The following is a 19,468-nucleotide window of genomic DNA, read 5'->3' on the forward strand; positions in this document are numbered from 1 at the left end:
GCAGGTGGGCGCGCGCTTTGCGCGCCGGTTTTGACAGCGCAGTGAATCCGAGCCGTTGATCCGTCTTCCGGAGAACCCGTCATGCTCAAACCGACTTATCCGTACTATCTGGCCAACGAGCCCGTGGCCGCCAATACCGATCTCGAAGTCACCGACAAGTTCAGCGGCGAGGTCGCCACCCGCGTCGCGCTCGCGGATGCCAAGGCGATCGACCAGGCCATCGCGGCCGCCGAGGCCGCCATGCCCGCCATGCGCGCGTTCGAACCGTTCAGGCGCCAGGCCGTGATCGATCATTGCGTGGCGCGTTTTCGCGAGCGCTTCGACGAACTCGCGGAGGCGCTGTGCATCGAGGCGGGCAAGCCGATCAACGACTCGAAGGGCGAAGTCACGCGCCTGATCGACACGTTTCGCGTGGCGGCGGAGGAGAGCGTGCGCATCGACGGGGAAATCGTGAACCTCGAGATCTCGCCGCGCGCCAAGGGCTATCACGGCTACGTCAAGCGTGTGCCGATCGGGCCGTGCTCGTTCATCTCGCCGTTCAATTTCCCGCTCAACCTGGCCGCGCACAAGGTCGCGCCCGCGCTCGCGGCGGGCGTGCCGTTCGTGCTCAAGCCCGCGAGCCGCACGCCGGTGGGCGCGCTCATCATCGGCGAGGTGCTGGCCGAAACCGATCTGCCGAAGGGCGCGTTCTCGATCCTGCCCGCGCATCGCGACGGCGCCGATCTGTTCACCACCGACGAGCGTTTCAAGCTGCTGTCGTTCACCGGTTCGCCCGCCGTGGGCTGGGACCTCAAGGCGAAGGCGGGCAAGAAGAAAGTGGTGCTGGAACTGGGCGGCAACGCGGCGGCCATCGTCGACGGCGACCAGGCGGGCAAGCTCGACTACGTGGTCGACCGGCTCGCGTTCGGCGCGTATTACCAGTCGGGGCAAAGCTGTATCGGCGTGCAGCGCATTCTCGTGCACGCGTCCCTTTACGACGCGCTGCGCGACAAGCTCATCGCCAAGGTCAAGTCGCTCAAAATGGGCGACCCGAAAGACGCCGCCACCTTCGTCGGGCCGATGATCTCCACCTCGGAGTCGAAGCGGCTGGCGGGCTGGATGGAAAGCGCGGTGCTGGGCGGCGCGAAGATCATCGCGGGCGGCCAGGTCGACGGCGCGATGTTCGAGGCGACGCTGCTCGAAGACGTGCGCCGCGACACCGACCTCTACCGCAAGGAGGCGTTCGGGCCGGTCGCGATCCTGGAGCGCTTCGACGACTTCGGCCGCGCGCTCGAGATGGTCAACGACAGTGACTTCGGCCTCCAGGCGGGCGTATTCACCGACTCGCTCGCGAACGCGCATCGGGCGTGGGAGGGCCTCGAAGTGGGCGGCGTGGTGATCAACGACGTTCCGTCATTTCGCGTCGATAACATGCCGTACGGCGGCGTGAAGGATTCGGGGCTCGGGCGCGAAGGCGTGCGCTACGCGATCGAGGACATGACCGAGCCGCGCTTGATGGTGATGCGCGAGACCTGGTGAGCGGCACATCGCGGCACCGGCGATGGCAGGGCGAAAAAGCGGCGACAACAAATAGGCAACAAAAATGGGCGATAAAAAGGGCACGATTATTTCTGCGCCCGCAAGTGTTGTAACGCCGCATCGCCCGGTGTGCCGTTGACAGAAGGCGTGGGACGCTGCCATAGGGATTTATGCCAAGGTGTTACAATACCGGCCTTTCGGCGGGTTGCGCCTGCCGTGGCCGGATCGGTGCAGAAAGGCATCGGTAAGCTTTGGCGGTCAGGCGCAGCGGCGCGTTCGTCAGGAACTGGCGAACGGCCGAATGAGGCCCGATCGAGGCTCGATCGAAGCACCCGGCGAGTCGCCGGTCTGCTGCGCGCAAGCGGCAGGCTGCGAGCGCGAAGCTGGCTGCGCCGCGTTGCGACCGGCCGATCGGGACCGCCGCCCCAAAAAAGGTGCGGCGGGATCCGGCGCCAACCTGAAGCAGGCACGAGGCACGGCGCGCAAACCGCGCGCGTCCGGCGCCGCCGCCGCGTTGCGACACGGTGTGGCGCGAGGTGCCGGGATCTTGCGCGAGATGTGGCACGAGACGAGGGTCACGGCCCGTCCGGCGGCATCCCGCACGATCCAGGCAATCCCAGGCAATTCCACGTACTACCTGCAGTGATCATTTGAGGCGCTCCCGCGCCTCGCGCGCACAGCGCCTTTATAGCGAAGCCACCATGTCCGACACAGCCGTCAAGCCCAGCACTGCGACCTTCGACCAGTTTGGCCTTGCCCCCGACATCCTGCGGGCCATCCAGGATCAGGGCTACACGACGCCCACGCCGATCCAGGCGCAGGCGATTCCCGTCGTGCTCACGGGCCAGGACGTGCTGGCTGCGGCGCAAACGGGTACCGGCAAGACGGCGGGCTTCTCGCTGCCGATCATCCAGCGGCTGTTGCCGAACGCGAGCACGAGCGCCTCGCCCGCGCGCCATCCGGTGCGCGCGCTGATCCTGACGCCCACGCGCGAGCTGGCGGACCAGGTCGCCAACAACGTGCGCTCCTACGCGGTGCACACGCCGCTGCGCAGCGCGGTGGTGTTCGGCGGTGTCGACATGAATCCGCAGTCGGACGAACTGCGCCGCGGCGTGGAAATCCTGATCGCGACGCCGGGCCGCCTGCTCGATCACGTCCAGCAGAAGACCACGAACCTGGGTCAGGTGCAGATGCTCGTGCTCGACGAAGCCGACCGCATGCTCGACATGGGCTTCTTGCCCGACCTCCAGCGCATCCTGAACCTGCTGCCGAAGGAGCGTCAGACGCTGCTGTTCTCGGCCACGTTCTCGCCGGAAATCAAGAAGCTCGCCGCGACCTACCTGCGCTCGCCGCAGACGATCGAAGTCGCGCGCAGCAATTCCACGGCCACCAACGTCACGCAGATCGTCTACGAAGTCGCCGAGGGCGACAAGACGGGCGCGGTCGTGCAACTGATTCGCGAGCGCAGCCTCAAGCAGGTGATCGTGTTCTGCAACAGCAAGATCGGCGCGAGCCGTCTCGCGCGTCAGATCGAGAAGCAGGGCATTGTCGCGGCGGCGATTCACGGCGACCGGTCGCAGAGCGAGCGCATGCAGGCGCTCGACGCGTTCAAGCGCGGCGAAATCGAAGCGCTGGTGGCGACCGACGTGGCCGCGCGCGGTCTCGACATCGCCGAACTGCCGGCCGTGATCAACTTCGACCTGCCGTTCAGCGCCGAAGACTACGTGCACCGTATCGGCCGCACGGGCCGCGCGGGCGCCTCGGGCGACGCGCTGTCGCTGTGCAGCCCGAATGAAAAGAAGCAGCTCGCCGACATCGAAAAGCTCATCAAGCGCCCGCTGACGGTCGAGCGCCTGCAAGTCGACACGCCGATCGCGCATCACGAAAACGGCGGCCGCCGCCGCGAGCGCGACGGTTACGAGGCGCGCGGCGAGCGCAGCGAACGTGGCGAACGCACGGACCGCAACGAGCGCAGCGAGCGCGGCGGTCATCGCCGTTCCACCTCGTTCGATCGTCCGCATCATCGTTCGCAACCGGTCGACGACTTCTTCCTGAAGCCCTACGAGCCTTCGCCGGCCGCCCGTTCGAAGGCGGAAGACAACGCGCCGGCCGCGGCCGCCGCGCCGCAAAAGTCCGCGCAGTCGAAGCAGCCGCTCGCGGCGCTGCTGGGCGGTCTGGGATCGTCGTGGCGCAACAAGCCGACGCCTTCGAACTAATCGGGTTGTCGACGCGATAAAAACGGCGTGCCGGAGTTTCCGGCACGCCGTTTTCGCATTGGCGCGCGGCTTTTTACGTCGATGAAGCCGGCAACCGCGCGAGCCGCCGCTGCCATGCCGCGATGGCATCGGCCTGAAACGCTTCGAGCGTCGTGGGCGCGGCGTCGTGCAGGTCGAGCCCGAGATGGCGCGCGGCCGCCACGAGCACGGGCAGCGCCTCGTGCGGGCGCGTGGCGTCGAGCGCCTGCGCGCCCGTCTGCTTGGAGAGCTTTTCGCCGTCGGCGTTATTGACGACGGGCACGTGCAGATACGCGGGCGTGGGCACGCCCAGGCACTGCTGGAGCCAGATCTGCCGCGCGGTGGAGTCGAGCAGGTCCGCGCCGCGCACGATGTGCGTGATGTCCTGCGCCGCGTCGTCGACGACCACGGCGAGCTGATACGCCCATTGGCCATCCGCGCGCAGCAGCACGACATCGCCGACTTCCGTGGCGAGATTCTGCGTTTGCTCGCCTTGCCAGCGGTCGTGAAAGCGGATCAGCGCGGGATTCGGTGCGGCGGCGGGCGCGTCGTTTGGCGCGTCGCCTGCCGCGTCGTCGGGAACCCGCAGACGCCACGCGCGCGCGGGCTTGCCATGCAGGCCGTTGCGGCAGGTGCCGGGATAAATGAGCGTGGTGTTGCGCTGATGCGCGCGCAGTTGCGAATCGGCAATTTCCTTGCGCGTGCAACCGCAGGGGTAGACATGGCCCGCGGCAACCAGCGCGTCGAGCGCCGCGCGGTAGGGTTCGAGCCGCGCGCTTTGCCAGACCGGCGGTTCGTCGGCATGAAAACCGAAGCGTTCGAGCGTGGCGAGAATGCCTGCGGCGGCGCCGGGCACGGTGCGCGGACCGTCGATGTCCTCGATGCGCACGAGCCACGCGCCGCCCTGCGCGCGCGCGTCGAGCCAGCTCGCCAGCGCCGAGACCAGCGAGCCGAAATGCAGCGGCCCGGTGGGCGACGGCGCGAAGCGCCCGCGATAGCTCCGCGCGCTCACGCGTGAATTACGCCGCGGCCGTGCTGGACGCCGATGCCGCGTTTCCGGCGCCTGCGCGCTCGGGGTGGCACGCCGGGCAACTCTTGCCCGCTTCGTAGAGCGGCGAAGCCTGCTCTTCGGGCGTGACCACGGCGCGGCAGGCGAAGCACTGCACGGTGTCGGTCGGCTCGAGTTGCGGATTGACCGCGGTGCGCTGGTCGAACACGAAACAGTCGCCGTGGTAATGCGCGCCGCCCACTTCCTCGAAGTACTTGAGAATGCCGCCTTCGAGCTGATACACGTGCTCGATGCCCACTTCCTTCATGTGGATCGCGGCTTTTTCGCAGCGAATGCCGCCCGTGCAGAACGACACGACCGTCTTGCCTTCGAGGTCGGCGCGGTTCGCTTCGATCACGGCGGGGAATTCGCTGAATTTGTCGATGCGGTAGTCGAGCGCGCGCTCGAACGTACCCACGTCGATCTCGAACGCGTTGCGCGTGTCGAGCATCACGACCGGACGGCCTTCGTCGTCGTGGCCGCGATCGAGCCATTGCTTGAGCACGACCGGCGCCACCGAGGGCGCGCGGCCTTCCTCGGGGCGGATCGCGGGCTTCTTCATCGTGATGATTTCGCGCTTCAGACGCACGAGCATGCGATTGAACGGGCGCGTTTCCGAGAGGCTTTCCTTGAACTGCAAGGTGGCGAACTTGCCCTCGAACAGCGGGTCGTGGTTGATGAAGTCCATGAACGCGCGCACGTTCGGCTCCTCGCCGGCGACGAACAGGTTGATGCCTTCCGGCGCGAGCAGGATCGTGCCCCGCAAATCGAGCGCCTGGCAGCGCGCGAGCACGAGCGGGCGCCATTCGACGGTGTTGTCGAGCGTGGCGAACTGATAAGCGGACAGATTGAGAATACGCATGATGCAACGTGTAAAGCGCTCGAAACGGGCCCGCGGCGGGCTGTGGAGCGCGCGTGAAAACCGGTGCCGGACGCGCTCGAATCCCGCCCGCGGACGACAAAAAGGGGCAGGGCGCGCGCCGGACGCAATCCGCTATTATCCCTCAATCGCGAGGGTTGCCGCCTGCGCGCAACCTCGGGCGATATGCCGCGGGTCTGTGCTCGCGCAAGGCCTTGTCCGTTCGGCCAACGTTGCGCCGCCACTGCGGGCGGCGGGCAAAATCGCGTGACCGTAGAGGTACAATCTCGTCCATGTCAGATCCCCGCTTCGTCCATCTCCGCGTCCATTCCGAATTCTCGATTGCCGACGGCATCGTGCGTCTCGACGACCTCGTCAAGGCGGCGGCCAAAGACGGTCAGGGCGCGCTCGCGCTCACCGACCTCGGCAACGCTTTCGGCCTCGTCCGTTTCTACCAGGAAGCCCGCGGCAAAGGGGTCAAACCCATTGCCGGCTGCGACGTCTGGATCATGAATCCCGACGACCGCGACAAGCCTTCGCGCCTGTTGCTGCTCGTGAAGGACAAGCGCGGCTACCTGAACCTGTGCGAACTGCTCTCGAAGGCGTGGCTCACGAACCAGTATCGCGGCCGCGCCGAAGTCGACGTCGCGTGGCTCGAAGCGGGTCTCGGCGAAGGGCTGCTCGCGCTCTCGGGCGCGCAGCAGGGCGACGTGGGTCTCGCGCTCGCGGCGGGCAACGTGGAAAGCGCGAAGCGTCATGCGCAACGCTGGGCCACGCTGTTCCCGAACGGCTATTACATCGAACTGCAACGCTGCGGCCAGCCGGGCGCGGAGCAGTATATCGAGCAGGCGGTGGCGCTCGCGTCGCAGCTGAAGCTGCCCGTGGTCGCCACGCATCCCATGCAGTTCATGACCGACGAGGAATACACCGCGCACGAAGCGCGCGTGTGCATCTCGGAGGGCGACATTCTCGCGAATCCGCGCCGCCAGAAGCGCTTCACGACCGACCAGCGTTTTCGCACCCAGCAAGAAATGGCCGCGCTGTTCGCGGACCTGCCCTCGGCGGTCGCGAACACCATCGAAATCGCCAAGCGCTGCAACCTCACGCTCGAACTCGGCAAGCCCAAGCTGCCGCTCTTTCCTACGCCCGACGGCATGTCGCTCGACGACTACCTCGTGCAACTCTCGAAGGAAGGGCTCGAGCAGCGCCTCGAACAGCTGTTCCCGCAGCAAGCCGAACGCGACGCACAGCGCGAGACGTACTACGCGCGGCTCGACTTCGAGTGCGGCACCATCATCAAGATGGGCTTCCCGGGCTACTTCCTGATCGTCGCGGACTTCATCAACTGGGCGAAGAACAACGGCGTGCCGGTCGGGCCGGGCCGGGGCTCGGGCGCGGGCTCGCTGGTCGCCTACGCGCTCGGCATTACCGACCTCGACCCGCTGCGCTACAACCTGCTGTTCGAACGCTTCCTGAATCCGGAACGCGTGTCGATGCCCGACTTCGACATCGACTTCTGCCAGCACGGCCGCGACCGCGTCATTCAGTACGTGAAGGAGAAGTACGGCGCGGACGCCGTCTCGCAGATCGCCACCTTCGGCACCATGGCGGCGAAGGCGGCGGTGCGCGACATCGGCCGCGTGCTCGACCTCGGCTACAACTTCACCGACGGCGTGGCCAAGCTCATTCCGTTCAAGCCGGGCAAGCACGTCACCATCGCCGACGCGATGAAGGAAGAGCCGCTCCTGCAGGAGCGCTACGACAACGAAGACGAAGTGCATCAGCTGCTCGATCTCGCGCAGCTCGTGGAAGGTCTCACGCGTAACGTGGGCATGCACGCGGGCGGTGTGCTGATCGCGCCGGGCAAGCTCACGGACTTCTGCCCGCTCTACACGCAGGGCGACGAAAGCGGCGTGGTGAGCCAGTACGACAAGGACGACGTGGAAGCCGTCGGCCTCGTGAAGTTCGACTTTCTGGGCCTGACCACGCTCACGATTCTCGACTGGGCCGAGCGCTACATTCGCCGTCTCGACCCGTCGAAGGAAAACTGGTCGCTCGCGCAGGTGCCGCTCGACGACCCGGCGTCGTTCTCGATCCTCAAGAAAGCGAATACGGTCGCCGTGTTCCAGCTGGAAAGCCGCGGCATGCAAGGCATGCTGAAAGACGCGCAGCCCGACCGCTTCGAGGACATCATCGCGCTCGTGGCCTTGTACCGTCCGGGCCCGATGGACCTGATCCCGAGCTTCTGCGCGCGCAAGCACGGCCGCGAAGTGGTGGAGTACCCCGACCCGCGCGTCGAACCGGTTCTGAAAGAGACCTACGGCATCATGGTCTATCAGGAACAGGTGATGCAGATGGCGCAGATCATCGGCGGCTACTCGCTCGGCGGCGCCGATTTGCTGCGTCGCGCGATGGGCAAGAAGAAGCCCGAGGAAATGGTCAAGCACCGCGAAATCTTCGCGGAAGGCGCGGCCAGGAACGGCCTCACGCGCGAGAAAGCCGACGAAACCTTCGACTTGATGGAAAAGTTCGCGGGCTACGGCTTCAACAAGTCGCACGCGGCCGCCTACGCCTTGCTCGCCTATCACACGGCGTGGCTGAAGGCGCACCATCCGGCGGAATTCATGGCGGCCAATATGTCGCTCGCCATGGACGACACCGACAAGGTGAAGATCCTGTTCGAAGATTGCCTCACGAACGGCATGAAGGTGTTGCCGCCCGACGTGAACGCCTCGGCGTATCGCTTCGAGCCGGTCGCCGACGCCAACGTGGCCGAAGGCAGGCGCTCGCGCACGATCCGCTACGGTCTGGGCGCGATCAAGGGCAGCGGCCAGAACGCCATCGAAGAAATCTTGCGCGCGCGCGAAGAAGGCGGTCCGTTCAAGGACCTGTTCGACTTCTGCGAGCGCATCGACCGCCGTCTCGTGAATCGCCGCACGATCGAGGCCATGATCCGCGCGGGCGCGCTCGACTCGATCCACGCGAATCGCGCGCAATTGCTCGCCTCCGTTTCCATGGCGATGGAGGCCGCCGAGCAGGCGAGCGCCAACGCCATGCAGGCGGGTCTCTTCGACATGGGCGACGCGCCGCTGGCGGCGCACGAACTCGTCGACGAACCCGCGTGGGACGACAAGCGCCGGCTCCAGGAAGAAAAGGGCGCGCTCGGTTTCTATCTTTCGGGCCACCTGTTCGACGCGTACAAGGACGAGGTGCGCCGCTTCGTGCGCCAGAAGATCGGCGAACTCAAGGAGGGCCGCGACAAGCTGGTCGCGGGCGTGATCGCCTCGTTGCGCACGCAGATGACCCAGCGCGGCAAGATGCTGATCGCGCTGCTCGACGACGGCACCGGTCAGTGCGAAGTGACGGTGTTCAACGAGCAGTACGAGGCGCACAAGGCGCTCTTCAAGGAAGACGAGCTGCTGGTGGTGCAGGGCGGCGCGCGTAACGACGCGTTCACGGGCGGCATCCGCTTCACGGTGGACACGGTGATGGATCTCGAGCGCGCGCGCAGCCGCTACGCGCAGGCCGTGAAGGTGCAGATGAACGGCAACGCCAACGCGCTCGCGCTGCGCAGCGTGCTCGAAGCGTACCGCGCCAAACCCGACGACTCGCTGCCGGCGCCGGTGGCCGAAACGCGTGGGCGCGGCGGCCGCGATGGCGGCGGTTTCGGCGGCGGCCGTGGCCGCGAGCGCGAACAGGTCGTGATTCCGAATGGCCTCGCCGTGCAGATCGTTTATCGCAACGACCGCGCGGAAGGCGAGGTGCGCCTCGGCGACGCCTGGCGCGTCAAGCCCACCGACGACCTGCTCGCGGCCCTGCGCGGCGAGTTCGCCGGCAGCTCGATCGAAATCGTTTATTGATCCTGCAAAGCCGGCGCACGCGCGTTAGCCGTGCCCGTCAGGCGCGCGGCTTCCCGCTTCGGTGAGCCGCGCGAGTTTCAGAAAGCGGTAATACACGGTCTCCGCGTTGAACACCGCAATCTGAAACCCGGCGCGGCCGTCGAGAAACCCCGCCCGCAGCACATAGGTGCGCACGAACGCCCACGCCCCGCGCGCCACGGCCTTGCCGAAGCTGCCGCGCTTGCCGCTTGCCGCGCGCTGGCGCGCGCCCGCGCTCGAGTAGGCGTCCAGCTTGCGCAACACCGCGTCGAAGTCCTCGTACGAGTAGTGCAGCAGTTTGCCCGTAATGCGTTGCGCGTTCGCCTCGAACACGAGCCGCTCGTGCACGAGATCGTCGGAGAAACGTGCCGTGCCGCGCTTGAAAAGGCGCGGAATCCAGTCGGGATACCAGCCGCTGTGGTGAATCCACGCGCCGCAGAAGCTCGACAGGCGGTCCACGGCGTAGACGTCGGCGGCGGGCGCGGCAAGTGCGGCGCGAATCGAGGCGGCCAGTTCCGGCGATACGACTTCGTCGGCGTCGATCGACAGGACCCAGTCCATGCCGAGCGCGTCGAGCGCATCGAGCGCGCGGTTTTTCTGCGGGCCGAAGCCGGGCCAGTCGGGCGTTTCAAGCACACGAGCGCCGTGTGCGCGAGCGATGTCGAGCGTGGCGTCGGTGCTGCCGCTGTCGAGCACCACGACGGTGTCGGCGAACGCGACCGAGTCGAGGCATTGCGCGAGCCGTGCCGCCGCGTTCTTCGTGATGATGGCGACGCCGAGCGTGGTGTGTGTCATGCGGGCTGGAAGCGGGAATGCGGTAGGGAAGGCGGGTGCCGTGCGTGCTGCGGTATCGGGTGCGGTATCGAGTGCATCTAGCGCATTTAGCGCCTTTGGTGCCGCGTTACGTTGATCGGCCGGTGTCACGCCGCGCCCGCAAGTATACACAGCCCGCGCGGGCCACCCGGCGCGGCGGCATGCCCCGGCCTCGCCAGGGCGGCGGCTGGCAGCCCCACCGGCCGGGCTCCATGGCGCGGCGGCCGGGTGCGCCGAGCATATACAATGCGTAACCCCGTGCCAGTCTCCGACAGGCGGCGCATAGCCCGCCGGGTCGAATTTGCCGGTCCCGTTTCCGAAGTTCGTAGCACTAACGCCTTATTTCAGAGGATGCCTTGAGCGAGAAGCCCCTCCAGTCCACACTCAGCAAGCCCATCGGCGGCACTACGGCGTCGAGCCCGATGTCGGTCGGCCGGCGGCTGTGGCCCTATCTGAAGCCGCTCCTCGGCGTGTCGATCGGCGCCATTCTCACGCTGGCGCTGGTGGCCGCGACCGAAGCCGGCATTCCGGCGTTGCTCAAGCCGCTGCTCGATCACGGCTTCGGCACCAAGGGCAGCCCGAGCGCGAAATGGATCGTGCCCGTGGCCGTGATCGGCCTCGCGCTCGTGCGCGGCCTCGCGCAATACGCGTCCGGCTATTTGCTGCAGTACGTGTCCAATCGCATCCTGCTCGAACTGCGTCTGAAGATGTTCGAGCGCATGATCCACGCGAGCGTCGGTTTCTTCCAGCGCGAGACGGCGAGCACCGTCATCAACGCCATCGTGTTCGAGGTCAACCAGATCCTCAACGTGCTGATGGGCGTGCTCGTCACCGCCGTGCGCGACTCGCTCACGGTGATCTTCCTGCTCGGCTATCTGTTCATCCTGAACTGGCGGCTCACGCTGATCGTCGCCGTGCTGCTGCCCGCCATCGGCTGGCTCGTCAGCAAGATCAACCGGCGGCTGCGCCGCCTGAATCGCGAGCATCAGATCCTCACCAACGATCTCTCGTACATCGTCGAAGAAACGGTGGGCGGCTACAAGGTCGTCAAGGTTCACAACGGCGAGCAATACGAGATCGATCGCTTCACTTCGCTCAGCAAGCGCCTGCGCGGCTACCAGATGCGCATGACGATCTCGGGCGGTCTCGCGCAGCCGCTCACGCAGTTCCTGGCCTCGATCGCGCTCGCCATCGTCATTACCATCGCCGTGGTGCAGGCGTCGCACGATCAGACCACGGTGGGCGGCTTCGTCGCCTTCGTCACGTCGATGCTGCTCGTGATCTCGCCGCTCAAGCATCTGATCGACGTGAACCAGCCGCTCCAGCGCGGCGTGACGGCGGCCGAACTGATCTTCGGTTTGATCGACGAACCGGCCGAGCCCGAAGGCGGCGGCCAGCCGCTCGAGCGCGCGCGCGGCGAGATCGAGTTTCGCAACGTGTCGTTCGGTTACGGCGACGCCTCGCGCAAGATTCTCGACAGCGTGACGCTGCGCGTGGCGCCGGGCGAAATGGTGGCGCTCGCGGGTCCTTCGGGCAGCGGCAAGACCACGCTCGTGAACCTTCTGCCGCGCTTTTTCGACCCCACGGGCGGCCAGCTTCTGGTGGACGGCGTGCCGCTCGCCGACTACGGCATTCACGCGCTGCGCAGCCAGATCGCCATGGTGAGCCAGGACGTCGTGCTGTTCAACGACACCGTGGCGAACAACGTCGCGTATGGCCAGACGGCCGACCGCGAGCGCGTGCAGAAGGCGCTCGAGGCGGCCAACCTGTGGGACACGATCGCGGCGCTGCCCGAAGGCATCGACACGCTGGTGGGCGACAACGGCATGAAGCTCTCGGGCGGTCAGCGTCAGCGTCTCGCCATCGCGCGCGCCATCTACAAGGACGCGCCTATCCTGATTCTCGACGAAGCCACCTCGGCGCTGGATTCGGAGTCGGAGCGCCACGTGCAGGCCGCGCTCGAAACGCTCATGAAGGGCCGCACGACGCTCGTGATCGCGCACCGTCTTTCGACCATCGAGCGAGCCGACCGCATTCTGGTGATGGAAGCGGGGCGCATCGTCGAGCGCGGCACGCACCGCGAACTGCTCGCGCAGGAAGGCTTGTACGCGCACCTGCATCGCATCCAGTATCAGCAAGGCGCGGCGTAAGCGCGATCTGCGCACGACATAAAGCGGCGTGCGCGACATGAAAAAGGCGACCCGAAGGTCGCCTTTTTTATTGCTGCAACAGTCTTGGATGCAGCAGGTCAGAGCCTGCTGTCGTCGCTGCGACGGCTGTAGAGCAGAATGCCGCTCAGCAGCACGAACAGGCTGCCTTCGGTGAAGTTGAGCAGCAACGAGTTCGCGAAGCAACCGGCCACGAACGCGAGCAGGTAGCCGAAGATCAGCGTGCGCGCGAGCGGCTCCACGCGCTTGCACTCGCGATACAGCGCGACGAGCAGCCAGACGAACAGCGCCACGCCGATCACGCCGAGCTGCACCGCCATCAGCAGGAATTCGTTGTGCGGATTGCCAACCATGACGGCCCGCGCGCCAGTCTGATTTTTCGTGAGGCGCTCGAACTCGGGCAGCACGCTGCCCACGCCATAACCCGCCACCGGACGGTGCACGAACAGGTCGACGCTGCGGCGATAGAACTCGAGGCGCACGCCCGCCGAAGTGTCTTCGTTCTTCGTTTCGAAGGTGGTGATTTCCTGACCCGTGTCGGCGAGACGCGAGTCCTTGGCCGTGAACGCGTAGTACGCGAGGCCCACGCACGCGACGATGCAGGCGAGCGTCGCGGCCACGCGGATGCCGCCGGCGCGCGCGCTGCGCAGATGCGCGAGCTGCCACACGATGAAGAGCGCGATGTAGAGCAGCGCGACGACCTGCCCCGTGCGCCCCTGCAGCACGAACAGCACGTTGACGAGCGCGAGCAGGGCGTTGAGATACAGCAACCCGCGCCACGCGGGCCTGTGCATCGTGCGGCCGAGCGCCACCGAGAGATACACGAGGTAGGCCATCATCAGGCCGCCCGAGATGTGATCCTTGAACACCCATGGCTTGCTGACCGGACCTTGCGTGCCGTGCATCGGCCCGACGGCGGTCCAGCCGAAGAAGTTCGTGTAGGTCAGCACCATGGCCAGGGTGAGCGGGGCGAACAGCGCCCAGATCGCCGCGCCGCCCCATTTCGAACTGCCATCGCCCTGGAACACGAGCAGCATGATGGGGAACAGCAGCAGCTTGCGGTACTTCATGAGGAAGTTGACCGCCTCGTTCATGCTCGCCGTGGTGTAGAGGAGGCTCAGTGCGAGCGCGACGAACAGCACGATGGCCGCGACGCTGGTGGGTGACTTGCCGATCTTGCGCAACGCGCGCCATGCCTCGGGCGAACAGATGGCGAACAGGAGCACGAGCGCACTCGCGAGATTCACGCCGGCCGTGGACACGGGCACGGCCGCGAGCGTGAGTACCGCCGAAAACCGGGCGCACAGCAGGGGCCACGATTCCACCCGCGCCGGCCGGCTTCGATCGGAGAGCGTCATTTGCATACGTTACGGTTCCTTCCTGATGCTGTTGCAGGCCGAGGCCTCAAGCCATTGCGTGGCCGTGGTAAAACTGGGCGCGGCGCTCGAGCGCGCTGCGCGAATAAAGCGACTCGACCGTGCGCCGCGCCTGGGCGCCGATCTTCGCGCGCAGCAGCGGTTGCGCGAGCAACCGCTGCATGATCTCGCGCGCTTCCTGAGTCGTGTCGAAGAGGAAACCGTTTTCGCCGTGACGAATGCTGTTCGCGTAGCCGCCGCGCCGGTGGCACACCACCGGCAGACCGCACGCCATCGCCTCGAACACCACGCGCCCGAAGGTTTCGACGTGACTACCCGTGCGGTAGTAAAACACATCCAGTGAGCGCAGGAAATCGACTGCAGCCCTTGCTCCCTCGGGCAACAGTTCGAGGTGCGGATTCGCCTCGATCTGATCCGCGAGACACGAGGCGCCCTGCAGTTTCACGTCCGCGCCCGCGGCCATCCACTCGCGGTAGAGCGCGAGATCTTCGGGGTCGTGCTTGGCGAGCGTGTCGCGGCTCAGACGGCCGATCACGGGACGGCTGCGCCGGTGCGGCTGCGCGGCGGGCGTGAAGCGCGCGATGTCGATGGGCGAAGGATGGATCACGCCTGGCGTGTCGAGCAGCGTTTTCTGGAACTCGGAGATGAACACGTACTCCGTTTTCGGCCAACGCAGCAACGGCGGATGTTGCGACGTCAACGGCAGAATCTTCGGATGAAACGTGTTGAACACGTAGATGAGCCGTTGCGGCGCCGGCACGACGAGCGGCCAGAGCCGGTTGCGCCAGTGCGCGCCCACGAACACATAGGTCCCGCCATCGGGGATCGACGGGGAATCGGCGGCGTTGCCGAGCCGGCCGCGCGCCGCTTGCCCGAGCGTGATGCGCTCGATGCCGTGCGTTTCGCGCAACGCGGCCGGGCTGCGCGACGAGGTCGCCCAGAGCTTCACTTCGCCATGCGCGCGCAACTGCTCCGCGAGCGCGAGCGCTTCGGACTCGCTGCCGCCGTGCGGATTCAGGAATCCGTTGAAGAGATGAATGACCCGATTCGCCATGTCGTATTCGATGATGTGTGGCCTCTGGCTCGAGTGTGGGGACAGCCGGGCCGGTGTGCGCGCTTGAGCCAGGCCTTAAGCCGGCGGCGACTTGGATGAGGTCGGTAGCTGCTGGAGATACACCTGTTCCGTCTGATCGATGAAATCCTGCTGCGAGAACTCGCGCTCGGCCTTCGCGCGCGCCCGCACGCTCATCGCGCCGAGCTGGCCGCGCTGCGCGAGAATGCGCGCGAGCGTGCCGCTGAGCGCGGGCGGGTCGTGCGGCGGGACGATCCAGCCATCCACGCCGTCCTCGATGTTCTCGGGCAGACCGGCATAGCGCGCGACGATCACGGGCTTGCCCATCGCCATCATTTCGCGGCACGCGAACGACACCGTTTCGATCGCGTACGACACCACGAAACCCACGTCGAAGGCGCGCACGTAAGACTTCACGTCCTCAACGAAACCTTCCACGCGCACCTGCTCCCGCATGCCGAGCGCGTCGATCTCGCGCCACTGCTCCTCGCTGGGCTCGGTGCCCACCACGACGATCGTGCACGCGTCGCGCGCCTCGCGCGGCAGCGCGGCCACGGCGGCGATCATGTCCATCGTGCCCTTGTACCAGTCGAAGCCGGTGACCGTGCCGAGCACGAGCTGGCCGGCGCCTGCTTCGCCGAGCAGCATGGCGCGTGCCGCCAGCGTTTCCGCCGCGCTGGCGGGCTGGAATGCGTCGATGTCGACGCCGTTCTTGACCACGGTGACGGGTTTGCCGCCGTACACGGAATCGCGCACGAACGTGGCCGTCGAATCCGAGACGGCGATCACGGCGTCGGTCGCGCGCGTGGCGCGCACGCGCGTGAGAAAGTCGGTCTTGATCGCGATCGAGTTGTGCTTGGTCCAGACCACGCGCGGGCGCGTGCCTTTCATGCCCATCATCGCGAACATCAGCAGGCGATGGTCGGGCGAGCCGTTCACGTGCACGACGTCGAAGCGTTCGCGTTCGAGCAGCGCGCGCAGTGCGCGCCACGCGGGCACCATGCGGCGCACGTCCTTGAGCTTGGCGGGAAATTCGAACGGCAACGCGTGGACGCCCGGCATCGCGCTCACGTGGGCGTAAAGCCGGCTCGTGGCGGGCGCCGCGACATAGACCTGATGGCGCACCGCGAGGCCGCGAGCGATGACGCCCACATAGGTGTCGTGACCGCCGCCGCGGCCGTAGTGGAAATTGGTCAGCAGGATTTTCAAACAGGGACTCCTGCCCGGCGCCATGCTTCGGCTTGCCTCGCATCGCGCCGCGTCGCGTTGTGACGGCGAGGGCTGCGAATGGCTGCGTAGGGCCAGATGAACGCGATGTCGGTCCGGGCGGTCAAGGGCGTCCGATTTTAACTCATCGACCCCACGGAACGCCGATTCGTTCGGGCCCCGAGCGTGCTTGTGCACGTTTTTTGCTGCGGCGTGGCCGCAATGCGCTGACGTATAATCGCGGGCTACGTCGAAAGCGGCGTCCGCGGGCGTGAGCCGGCGGCGTCTCGCAGCGGTTTTCAGCCGTTTTTGCCGCGTTTTCCCGCAGTTTTGCGCCGCTTTCGCGTTCATCCGCTTTTTTATCCGTTACGCATCGCTTCGGGCATGGAACGCATTCTCATAGTCAAAGTCACGTCGATGGGCGACATCGTCCATGGCCAGCCCGTCGTGGCGGATTTGCATCGTGCCTTTCCCGGCGTGCAGGTCGACTGGGCCGCCGACGCGGCCTTCTCCGACATCCTCAGCTGGAACCCCGATATCGGCCGCGTGCTGTGCGCGCCGCTGCGCCGCTTCAAGCGCGCGCGCAGCCTCGACGATCTGAAAGCGATCGCGGCCTCGATCGGCGAACTGCGCGCCGTGAAATACGACGCCATTCTCGATCTGCACGGCGTGTACAAGAGCGCGATCATCGCGTTTCTGGCGCGCGGGCGCGTGACCTACGGCTATCGGCGCGAGAGTCTCGGCGAGGCGGGCGCGGCGTTCGCCTATAACCGGCGCTATCCGCCGCGCGAGGACCTGCTCGCGTGGGAAGGGCTGCGCAAGACCGTGGGCGACACCTTCGGCTATGCGATCGACAGCGCGCCCGACTTCGGCCTCGTCGTGCCGAAGCCCGCCGCGCCGCTCGCGGGCGCCGTGCACGCGCCTTACGCGATGCTGTTCCACGCAACCTCCAGCGACGAAAAGAAATGGCCCGCGGCGCACTGGCACCGCGTGGGCGCGCACCTGCGCGAGCGCGGCCTGACCGCGTTGCTGCCGTGGGGCTCGGAAGCGGAGCGCCGCGAAGGCGAGGCGATCGCGGCGGGCATTCCCGGCGCGGTCGTCCTGCCGAAGCTTTCGGTGACGGAAGTCGCGCAGCACATCGACGCGGCGGCGCTCGTGGTCGGCACGGACACGGGTTTCGTCCACCTCGCGAGCGCCGTGGGCCGTCCCACGGTGATGATTTTCACGGCCACCTCGGTGCGCCACTTCGGCATCAACGTACCGGGCCGCTCGATGTCGCTCGGCGACGCGGGCCGTCCGGCCGAAGTCGACGAAGTCTGCGCGGCCATCTCTTCGGTGCTGCCCGCGTCCGGCGCGGCCACGCCGCTCAGCTCCAGCGCGGGCTGATCGCACGCGTTCCCCGCTCGCGCGGCGCATCGCATTACCGTTGCGCATTGCCGTTTGGGCATTGCCGATTGCGCATTGCCATTTCGCCGCGCGGCGCTTCCTCTGGCTCCTCCCCAATGCCCGCCCGGCGCCCGGCCGAAGGCGCGCTCACGCCCGTACCACGTGGCTTGCGGCGATTTTGCCGGTTTCTGGAACATTGCTTTAGAGGATTAGGGGTTAACCCTAGGGTATGACGCGCCTAGACTGCGTGCATCGGTCATCTGCACACAACGTCGCATCGAGACCGCTTCAGTCCCATGGAGGTCATCTCATGAAGTCCCTGATCCAAACCGTCGCCGCCGCTGCCGCCCTTGCCGCGCTCGTGGCGCCCGCCGCCGCGTTCGCGCAATCGTCGACCATCACGCGCGCCCAGGTTCGCGCCGAACTCGTGCAGCTCCAGCAAGCCGGCTACCGCGTGGGCGAGGGCGACAACGCGCACTATCCCGAAGCGATCCAGGCCGCCGAAGCGAAGGTCGCCGCGATGAACGGCGCCAACACGGGTTATGGCGGCGCCGCGAACGCGTCGCAGTCGGGCGGCCGCGGCTCGGTGTCGAGCGCGGACTGGAACACGATGTACTCGCGCTAAGCCTGAAACGCTGCACGTAACATTTCGCGCCTTGTCCGCTGCAAGCGGGCCGGGCGCGCGCTTACCTCCGCCATCGGCCTGTCGATGGCTTGACCCGGCCGCTCGAACTTCGGGCGGCCGGGTGCTTTTTCCGGCGAGACGGGATGCGGTTGGATTGCGCGCCTCAGGCGAGACGCGATGCTTCCGGCGTTTCGATTGTCGATGCCGTGCCCGGCGCCGCATCGATTCGCGCGAGCAGGGTTTGCGCTTGCGCGAGCGGGTCGCCCGCCATCGGATGAAACGCGAAGTGCAGCGACTTCGCGAGCTTCGCATAGTGGCGGCGCGTGCTGCGCGCATAGGCGGGATCGTAATGCTCGGCCACCAGCGCTTCCGACAACGCCGTACGACGGTCCTCGCTGAGCAGCGCGCACCAGTTCGCGACGCGTTCGCGCCCATGCAGCGGCGTGAGTTTCACCAGTTGCTCGCGGAACGCGTCCCGATCGTCGAGCAGGTGCCCGTATTCTTCCAGCAGCAGCGCCACGCGTTCCTCGCGCTCGACGTCCACCACCACGCACGGCGCGTCGTGAATGCGCTCGACGAGCGCGAGCGGCAGCGTGATCGCGCCAATGCGCTTGCTCTCCGCCTCGACGAACACCGGCTGCGCGGCGTCGAAACCGCGCAGCGTTTGCAGCAGCGCCGTATCGAACGACTTCTGCGTGGGTTGCGCGCGCGTGGGCAGCGCGCCGAGCAGCGAGCCGCGATGCGCAGCGAGACCTTCGAGATCGAGCGTTTGCGCGCCGGCGTTGCCGAGCGCGTTCAGCAGGCGCGTCTTGCCGCTGCCCGTGGGGCCCGCGAGCACGACGTAGCGAAGCGCGCCGGGCAGCGCGCCGAGCGCTTCGAGCACGCTGTGCCGGTACGCCTTGTAGCCGCCTTCGAGCTGCCGCGCGCGCCAGCCGATCATGTTGAACATTGCCGTCATCGAGCCGGAGCGCTTGCCGCCGCGCCAGCAATAGATGAGCGGCCGCCAGTTGCGCGGCCGGCCGGCGAAGGTCGTGTCGAGATGACGGGCGATGTTGCGCGCGGCGAGCGCGGCGCCCACGCGCGTGGCGTCGAACGGCGACTCGCGATACATCGTACCCACGAGCACGCGCTCCTCGTTGCTGAGCACGGGGGCATTGAGTGCGCCGGGCACGTGGTCGTCGGCAAATTCGAGCGGCGTTCTCACGTCCACGATTTCGTCGAACTCGCCGAGATGCTCGATGGTGACGCGCTGGTGATTCACACTGCGGGGCTCCGGTGTTGCGAG

At 66.8% G+C, this 19,468-nt stretch carries 13 protein-coding genes; 6 read left to right on the top strand and 7 right to left on the bottom strand.

Annotated elements, in window-relative coordinates; translation table 11 throughout:
* The first annotated feature begins 81 nt into the window (after positions 1 to 81).
* Entirely contained in the window at positions 82 to 1,518 is a 1,437-nt protein-coding gene (locus tag FAZ98_RS04060) for an aldehyde dehydrogenase family protein (RefSeq protein ID WP_158949024.1), read from the top strand.
* A 701-nt stretch (positions 1,519 to 2,219) separates the two neighbouring features.
* Complete coding sequence (locus FAZ98_RS04065; protein WP_158949026.1) at positions 2,220 to 3,734, top strand: DEAD/DEAH box helicase; 1,515 nt, start codon at positions 2,220 to 2,222, stop codon at positions 3,732 to 3,734.
* Positions 3,735 to 3,807: 73 nt separating this feature from the next.
* Here FAZ98_RS04065 and gluQRS read toward each other — a convergent pair whose 3' ends face one another.
* The gene (gene gluQRS, locus FAZ98_RS04070; protein WP_158949028.1) at positions 3,808 to 4,764 is read right to left on the bottom strand and encodes a tRNA glutamyl-Q(34) synthetase GluQRS; all 957 of its coding nucleotides are present in this window, start codon (positions 4,762 to 4,764) and stop codon (positions 3,808 to 3,810) included.
* 7 nt (positions 4,765 to 4,771) lie between these two features.
* Positions 4,772 to 5,662 (bottom strand): sulfurtransferase, encoded by an 891-nt coding sequence (locus FAZ98_RS04075; RefSeq protein WP_158949030.1) that lies wholly within the window; start codon positions 5,660 to 5,662, stop codon positions 4,772 to 4,774.
* 281 nt (positions 5,663 to 5,943) lie between these two features.
* Here FAZ98_RS04075 and dnaE point away from each other — a divergent pair, with 281 nt between their 5' ends.
* Complete coding sequence (gene dnaE / locus FAZ98_RS04080) at positions 5,944 to 9,519, top strand: DNA polymerase III subunit alpha (RefSeq protein WP_158951860.1); 3,576 nt, start codon at positions 5,944 to 5,946, stop codon at positions 9,517 to 9,519.
* Between the two features lie 24 nt (positions 9,520 to 9,543).
* Here dnaE and FAZ98_RS04085 read toward each other — a convergent pair whose 3' ends face one another.
* Complete coding sequence (locus FAZ98_RS04085) at positions 9,544 to 10,332, bottom strand: glycosyltransferase family 2 protein (RefSeq protein WP_158949032.1); 789 nt, start codon at positions 10,330 to 10,332, stop codon at positions 9,544 to 9,546.
* Positions 10,333 to 10,706: 374 nt separating this feature from the next.
* Here FAZ98_RS04085 and msbA point away from each other — a divergent pair, with 374 nt between their 5' ends.
* Positions 10,707 to 12,500 carry a lipid A export permease/ATP-binding protein MsbA gene (gene msbA, locus FAZ98_RS04090; RefSeq protein ID WP_158949034.1) on the top strand — a complete coding sequence of 598 codons (1,794 nt, stop codon included), beginning with the start codon at positions 10,707 to 10,709 and terminating at the stop codon, positions 12,498 to 12,500.
* A gap of 98 nt (positions 12,501 to 12,598) precedes the next feature.
* On the opposite strand, the gene FAZ98_RS04095 is transcribed toward msbA, so the two are convergent.
* From FAZ98_RS04095 to FAZ98_RS04105, 3 genes are all read right to left on the bottom strand, one after another.
* Entirely contained in the window at positions 12,599 to 13,882 is a 1,284-nt protein-coding gene (locus FAZ98_RS04095) for an O-antigen ligase family protein (RefSeq protein WP_158949036.1), read from the bottom strand.
* Between the two features lie 40 nt (positions 13,883 to 13,922).
* Positions 13,923 to 14,948, bottom strand: coding sequence for a glycosyltransferase family 4 protein (locus FAZ98_RS04100; protein ID WP_158949038.1), 1,026 nt, complete (start codon positions 14,946 to 14,948; stop codon positions 13,923 to 13,925).
* A 75-nt stretch (positions 14,949 to 15,023) separates the two neighbouring features.
* A complete protein-coding gene (locus FAZ98_RS04105; RefSeq protein WP_158949040.1) occupies positions 15,024 to 16,175 on the bottom strand; it encodes a glycosyltransferase family 4 protein in 1,152 nt (383 codons plus the stop codon).
* A 381-nt stretch (positions 16,176 to 16,556) separates the two neighbouring features.
* On the opposite strand from FAZ98_RS04105, the gene waaC reads away from it, so the two are divergent.
* Both waaC and FAZ98_RS04115 read left to right on the top strand, forming a co-directional pair.
* On the top strand, positions 16,557 to 17,558 hold the full coding sequence (gene waaC / locus FAZ98_RS04110) for a lipopolysaccharide heptosyltransferase I (protein WP_158949042.1): 1,002 nt from the start codon (positions 16,557 to 16,559) through the stop codon (positions 17,556 to 17,558).
* Between the two features lie 310 nt (positions 17,559 to 17,868).
* A complete protein-coding gene (locus FAZ98_RS04115) occupies positions 17,869 to 18,183 on the top strand; it encodes a DUF4148 domain-containing protein (RefSeq protein WP_158949044.1) in 315 nt (104 codons plus the stop codon).
* Positions 18,184 to 18,346: 163 nt separating this feature from the next.
* Here FAZ98_RS04115 and mnmH read toward each other — a convergent pair whose 3' ends face one another.
* Positions 18,347 to 19,444 carry a tRNA 2-selenouridine(34) synthase MnmH gene (mnmH, locus tag FAZ98_RS04120; protein WP_158949046.1) on the bottom strand — a complete coding sequence of 366 codons (1,098 nt, stop codon included), beginning with the start codon at positions 19,442 to 19,444 and terminating at the stop codon, positions 18,347 to 18,349.
* Positions 19,445 to 19,468: the final 24 nt, after the last annotated feature.

Source organism: Paraburkholderia acidisoli (genome assembly GCF_009789675.1).
In the GTDB taxonomy this organism is placed as follows: Bacteria; Pseudomonadota; Gammaproteobacteria; order Burkholderiales; family Burkholderiaceae; genus Paraburkholderia; species Paraburkholderia acidisoli.